The 5,789-nt window shown below is 73.8% G+C and carries 6 protein-coding genes; 4 read left to right on the top strand and 2 right to left on the bottom strand.

Annotated elements, in window-relative coordinates:
* Positions 1-366 precede the first annotated feature (366 nt).
* Positions 367-1,677, top strand: coding sequence for a pentapeptide repeat-containing protein (locus VED21_RS28265; RefSeq protein ID WP_324888394.1), 1,311 nt, complete (start codon positions 367-369; stop codon positions 1,675-1,677).
* Positions 1,678-1,856: 179 nt separating this feature from the next.
* Here VED21_RS28265 and VED21_RS28260 read toward each other — a convergent pair whose 3' ends face one another.
* Entirely contained in the window at positions 1,857-2,450 is a 594-nt protein-coding gene (locus VED21_RS28260) for a hypothetical protein (protein ID WP_324888392.1), read from the bottom strand.
* Positions 2,451-2,726: 276 nt separating this feature from the next.
* On the opposite strand from VED21_RS28260, the gene VED21_RS28255 reads away from it, so the two are divergent.
* The 3 genes from VED21_RS28255 to VED21_RS28245 are packed head-to-tail and all read left to right on the top strand — an operon-like array spanning position 2,727 to position 5,409.
* Positions 2,727-3,575, top strand: coding sequence for an ABC transporter substrate-binding protein (locus VED21_RS28255; RefSeq protein WP_324888390.1), 849 nt, complete (start codon positions 2,727-2,729; stop codon positions 3,573-3,575).
* Between the two features lie 11 nt (positions 3,576-3,586).
* Positions 3,587-4,588 carry an iron ABC transporter permease gene (locus VED21_RS28250; RefSeq protein WP_324888395.1) on the top strand — a complete coding sequence of 334 codons (1,002 nt, stop codon included), beginning with the start codon at positions 3,587-3,589 and terminating at the stop codon, positions 4,586-4,588.
* A complete protein-coding gene (locus VED21_RS28245) occupies positions 4,585-5,409 on the top strand; it encodes an energy transducer TonB (RefSeq protein WP_324888388.1) in 825 nt (274 codons plus the stop codon). The genes VED21_RS28250 and VED21_RS28245 overlap by 4 nt, the downstream gene beginning before the upstream one ends.
* Positions 5,410-5,414: 5 nt before the next feature.
* Here VED21_RS28245 and VED21_RS28240 read toward each other — a convergent pair.
* Positions 5,415-5,789 (bottom strand): MarR family transcriptional regulator (locus tag VED21_RS28240; protein ID WP_324888386.1); only part of this gene is annotated, 375 nt, incomplete at its 5' end.

The raw sequence follows: 5,789 nt of genomic DNA, 5'->3' as shown, positions 1-5,789 counted from the left end.
CCACAGCCGGGCCAGCGCGTCCATCTCGCCGGCGCGCTCGTCCCACGCCGGCTGGGCGGCGTTGCCGACGACGGCGAAGACCTCCTTGCCGGCGTCGTGGTCGGACTCGATGGTCTGGGCGATCATCAGAGGAATATCCCGTTGCTGTGATTGGCCGTTGCTGTGATTGGCCGGTGTTGCGATCGGCCGTTGCGTTGAGCCGCAAGGAATGAACCCCGTCGCGAACGATCGGTTCCCGCTGGCCGGATGGTCCGGCGGACGGTGAAAGTCCTTAACGATTGCACCATTATCTTTTAAGAAAGTATCCAATCTCGAAGCAACCAGACGCGATGCCACGGCATCGCGGCACAGGCACCGGACCCGGCCATGACGCCTCACGAGTTGGTCGCCGTGCTTGAAAAGCACGAGCGCTGGCTGAAGAACAAGCAGGGCGGCAGCCGTGCCAACCTGACCATGGCCAACCTCGAAGGCGCCAACCTCGCCGGCGTCGACCTGACGTCGGGCAAGCTGTCCGGCGCCAACCTGACGCACAGCGATCTGTCCAACGCCAACCTCAGCCACGCCGACCTGTTCGCCGCGCACCTGACCAAGGCCGACCTGACCGGCTGCAACCTTTACCGCGCCGACCTGCGGGGTGCGCACATGCGCGGCGCCAAGCTGAAGCGCGCCATCCTGAAGGAAGCCGATCTGCGCGGCGGCGCGCTGCTGTACGGCGGCGGCGGCAAGAACGGCAAGGGCGGGGTGGACTTCGTGCGCTCCGACCTGTCGGGCAGCGATTTCGACGACGCCATGATGTCGAACGCCAACCTGTCGGGCGCCGACCTGACGGACGTGTCGATGAACGGCGCCGACTGCGAAGGGGCGCTGCTGACCGGCGCCACGCTGATGCGCTCGGCCATGAAGAACTGCAATCTGGCGCGGGCCGACCTGCGCGGCTGCAACATGTCCGGCGTCAACCTCAGCGGCTCGGTGCTGCGCGACGCCAACCTGACGGGCGCGGTGCTGGCCGGCGCCAACCTGCGCAACGCCGACCTCCAGGGTGCGCGGATGGAGGGGGTGGACCTCGCCGGGGCCGACACCACGGGGGCCAACCTCGCCCGCTCCGCCGACAACTTCTCCCAGCACATCCAGGAGGCGCTGCACAGCCACTACACCTGGATCAACACCAACGGCGCCATGGGCTCCCGCGCCGACCTGAACGGGGCGGACCTGTCGCACATCGACCTGCACGGCGTGAACCTCAGCGGCGCCAACCTGCGCAACGTGAAGCTGGTGGGCGCCAAGATGCGCGACAGCCTGCTGATCATGTGCGAGATGTCCGACGCCGACATGCGCGACGCCGACTTCTCCGGCGCCATCCTCGACGGCGCCAACCTGCGCGGGGCCGATTTCTCCGGCGCGCGGCTGGACGGCACCGGCATCGGCTGGGTCGACATCAAGGGTCCGGACGGCAAGCCCACCGGCCGGCTGTGGGCCGCCAACCTGACGGGCTGCAAGTTCGTCGGCGCCTCCATGGTGCGCGTCAACCTGCGCGGCGCCAACCTCGCCGGCGGCGATTTCTCCAGCGCCGACCTGACCGGCGCCATCCTCAGCGACGCCAACATCCGCGACGCCCGCTTCACCGGCGCCAACCTGACCGGCGCCAGCCTGCCGCCCGCCCCCGATCCAGACGACTGACCCCGACGATTAGGACCAACGGCAAGGCCGATACATTCGTCACGCAGCGCCGCCGTCCGCGGTGCCGCTTCGGTGGCAAGCCGCAGCTCTTAAGGCTTCATTAACCCTGCCCTTCCAGAGTGTCGCCCCCCTCCGTCCGCGCCGCTGCGTGACGGGGTGTATCGCCCTTGCAAAAAGGTCTAGCCCACATGCCAGGGTCCGCCGGGGCGGGCGAATCCCTCGATGTGGTCGCGCAGCTTCTGCACCTGCGACGGCGTCAGCGCCACCCCGAACGCCGTGCGGAACGCCGCCGCCAGGACGCCGCGCGTCGGCCGCGCCCCGTCGCGCGACAGCTGCCGGTACAGCACGAACCCGTCGACGTAGCGCTGCACCATTTCGGGCTTGCGGCGCAGCTGCGCGGCCTGCGGCGACCGGCCGGCCTGGATGAAGTCCGCCAGCCGCCGCGCCGCCTCCCGCGCGCCGATCGGCGGCAGGGGCACCGGCGGTTCGGCCGGCGCCGCGGCGGGCGCGCCGCGCCGGCGCCGCTGCCGTTCGCGCTCGCCCGCCCGCAACGCCTCGGCGTAGCCGGGATCGGTGCGGCGGCGCCGGGCGCGGGCCTCGCCGGAGCGCCGGTTCCGCTCCGCCCGCCGCTGCCGGCCGCGCTCCGCCGCCTCGGCCTCCGACGCCCCGGGGTCGCCGAGCAGGAAGGCCAGTTCCTCCGGCGTGAGCCGGCCCAGCTCGGCCATGTCGGGCTCGTCGGGTTCCTGCGGCGGTTCGGGTTTGCGGGCGTTCATGTCGCCGCGACAACACGTCCGCCTGGCCGCGGTTCCAGGACTCATCCCGTTGCGAACGGATTTGGAGACACGGATGGACACGGATCCCGGCTGCGCCGGCCACGGATGGACACGGATGAAGAGGAAGAAAAATTCCATCCGTGTCCATCCGTGCAAAATCCGTGTCCATCCGCGTCTAAAAATCTCTTCCCCGTTCTCTCCCCCGCCCCCGTCGCGATCCGCTTGCCACGCGCCCGCCCCTTTCATAGGGTCCGGCATCCGAACAAGGGTGTGGGCATGGCGCGCGGCTGGGTGGCTTTCTGCGGACTGGTGCTGGCGTTCGCCGCGCTGTGCGGCGGCGCGCGCGCGGCCACTCCGCCGCAGCGGATCGTCTCGCTGAACCTGTGCGGCGACCAGCTCGCCTGGATGCTGGCCGGGCGCGGGCGCATCGCGGCGCTGTCCCACCTCGCCCGCTCGGCCGAGCTGTCGTACGTGGCGCCGCAGGTGGCCGACGTGCCGATCGTCCAGGGTGCCGCCGAGGAAATCCTGCCGCTCGCCCCCGACCTCGTGCTGGCCGGCCGCTACACCGCCAAGCCGACGGTCGCCTTCCTGCGCGCCAAGGGCGTGCCGATCCTGGAACTCTCCATCCCGCAGGACTTCGCCGGCATCCGCGATCAGGTGCGCCGCGTCGCCAGGGCGCTGGGCGCCGAACCGCGCGGCGAGGCGCTGATCGCCGCCATGGACGCAGCACTGGCCGAGCCGGCACCACGCCGCGACGGCCCCCGCCCGGTCGGCGTGGCGTGGCAGGCCGGCGGCTTCACCGCCGGGGCCGGCACGCTGACCGACGCCGTGCTGAACGCCGCCGGCCTGGACAACCTCGCCACCCGCAGCGGCCTGAGGGGCCACGGCTACCTGACGCTGGAGGCGGTGGTCGCCGGCCGCCCGGACGTGCTGATCGCCGACGCCGCCCTGCCCACCCAGCCCTCGCTGCGCCAGGCTCTGCTCCAGCACCCGGCGCTGACGCGCCCCGGCGCGCTCGGCCGCCGCGTGACGGTGCCCGCCCCGCTGCTCGCCTGCGGCACCCCGGCCACGGCGGAGGCCGTGCGCCTGCTGCGCGCCGCGCTGGCGGAAGGAACCGCCCGGTGAGCGCCAGCCCAATGACCGCCAACCCGATAACCGCACGCCTGCTGCCCGGCGCGCTGGCGCTGCTGGTGCTCGCCCTGTTCGTCGGCTCGCTGTCCGTCGGCCCCAGCGCCGTCGGCCTCGGCACCGCGCTCGGGGACCTGCTGGCCGGCGCCGACACCACGGCGGCGGTCATCGTCGCCGAGATCCGCCTGCCCCGCGCCCTGCTGGGCGTCGGCGTCGGCGCCACGCTGGGGCTGGCCGGCGCCGCCCTGCAAGGCCTGCTGCGCAACCCGCTGGCCGAACCCGGCGTCGTCGGCGTCTCCCCCTTCGCGGCACTCGGCGCGGTGATCGCCTTCTACAGCGGCTTGTCCGGCACCTTCGCGCTGGCGCTGCCGCTGGGCGGTATCCTGGGCGCCCTGCTGGCGGTCGGGCTGCTGTACGCGCTGGCGGGGCGCGGCGGCGGCATGCTCACGCTGGTCCTGGCCGGCATGGCGTTGTCCAGCCTGGCCGGCGCGCTCACCTCCCTGGCGCTCAGCCTGTCGCCCAATCCCTTCGCACTGGCGGAGATCGTCTTCTGGCTGCTCGGCTCCCTGGCCGACCGCAGCCTGACGCACGTCTGGCTGGCGGTGCCGTTCATGGCCGTGGGCTGGGCGCTGCTGCTGACCGCCGGCCGGCACCTCGACGCGCTGACCCTGGGCGAGCTGACGGCGCGCTCGCTGGGCGTCGACCTCGGCCGGCTGCGGCTGCGCATCGTGCTGGGCACGGCGCTGGCGGTGGGCGCGGCGGTGGCGGTCAGCGGCACCATCGGCTTCGTCGGGCTGATCGTCCCGCATCTCGTGCGCCCGCTGGTCGGCTGGCAGCCCGGCCGCCTGCTGCTGCCCAGTGCGCTCGGCGGTGCCGCGCTGACGCTGGCCGCCGACATCGCCGTGCGGCTGCCGGGCGGGGCGGAACTGAAGCTGGGCGTCGTCACCGCGCTGATCGGCGCGCCCTTCTTCCTGGCCCTGGTCCTGCGCACGCGGGGGAGTGCCGCGTGACAGCGCCCGAACGCAGCCGCCAGCCCGGCCGCCGCGGCGCCATCATCGGCGTCGCGGCGTCGCTGGCGCTGCACGCGGCGGCGCTGGCCGCCGTGATCGCCGGCAGCGGCGACCGCGCGCCCCAGGCGCCGGGCCGCGTCGCGGCGATCGCCGTCGACATCGTCGCCCCGCCGATGCCACCGGCCCCGGCCCCGGACATCGCCGAAGCTCCCGCCCCGGAATCACCAACCCCGGAATCCCCAGAGCCGGAATCACCAGCGCCGCCGGAGCGGATCGCCGAGGCTCCGGACGCCCCGGCGCCCCTCCCCGAACCTGCCCCCGCCACCGACGCCGCGCCGGTCGCCCCCACCCCGGCCGAGCCGATGGCGGCCGAGCCCCCGCCCGCCGCGCCGCCGGCCCGCAAGCCCAAACCCGCCCAGGCGCACGCCGCCGCCGCGCTCTCACCCCGGTCCGCCGCGCCTGCCGCGCCCGCCGCAGCATCCGGCACGCCGGGCACGCCCGGTCCCGCAACCGCCACGCCGCCCGTTTCCGGCCCCGCCGGCCCGACGGTCGCCGCCGCCCCGCTCGACAGCCCGCAGCCCAGCTACCCCGCCGCCGCCCGGCGTCGCGGCCAGCAGGGCCGGGTCGTGCTGAGCGTGCGCGTGTCGCCGTCCGGCTCGCCGGAGGCGGTCGTCCTGGTGGCCAGCAGTGGGGTCGATGCGTTGGACGAGGCGGCGCGCGACGCCGTGCGCACTTGGCGGTTCCGCCCGGCGCTCGACCGGGGGGTGGCCGTGGCGGCGACCGTCGAGGTGCCGGTCCGCTTCCGCCTGGAGGAGGACTGAGCCTCCTACTCCTCGCCGTCCGCCATGCCCAGCGGCGCCGGGCCGCCCAGATTGCCGGCGACGCGGCGCAGCACGTCCAGCGCGCCGGCCAGTTCCCGCTCTCCGATGCCCTGCACGGCCAGCTCGTTGATCTCCGCCGCGCAGTCCAGCAGCGGTTCGCGCAAGGCCTGCCCCTTGGCGGTGAGGAAGATGTTCACCTTGCGCCGGTCGTGCGGGTTGCGCACGCGCTGCACCAGGCCGTGCCGCTCCATGCCGTTCAGCGCGGTGACGGTCGTCGGCTCCATCATGCCCACGCGCTGGCTCAACTCGCGCTGGGTCAGCCCGTCCTCCGCCCACAGGGCGCGCAGGAAGAACCACTGGCCCATGCTGACCCCGTGCGA

Source organism: Azospirillum sp., from assembly GCF_035627195.1.
Classification (GTDB): Bacteria; Pseudomonadota; Alphaproteobacteria; order Azospirillales; family Azospirillaceae; genus Azospirillum.
The sequence above is the reverse complement of the archived record's forward strand: the minus strand, read 5'-3'. Positions and strand labels throughout refer to the sequence as shown.

What these genes read in the sequence shown, in the direction of transcription:
- VED21_RS28265 (WP_324888394.1), top strand. Translation starts at nt 367, where the DNA reads ATGACGCCTCACGAGTTGGTCGCCGTGCTTGAAAAGCACGAGCGCTGG.
- VED21_RS28255 (WP_324888390.1), top strand. Translation starts at nt 2,727, where the DNA reads ATGGCGCGCGGCTGGGTGGCTTTCTGCGGACTGGTGCTGGCGTTCGCC.
- VED21_RS28250 (WP_324888395.1), top strand. Translation starts at nt 3,587, where the DNA reads ATGACCGCCAACCCGATAACCGCACGCCTGCTGCCCGGCGCGCTGGCG.
- VED21_RS28260 (WP_324888392.1), bottom strand. Translation starts at nt 2,450, where the DNA reads ATGAACGCCCGCAAACCCGAACCGCCGCAGGAACCCGACGAGCCCGAC.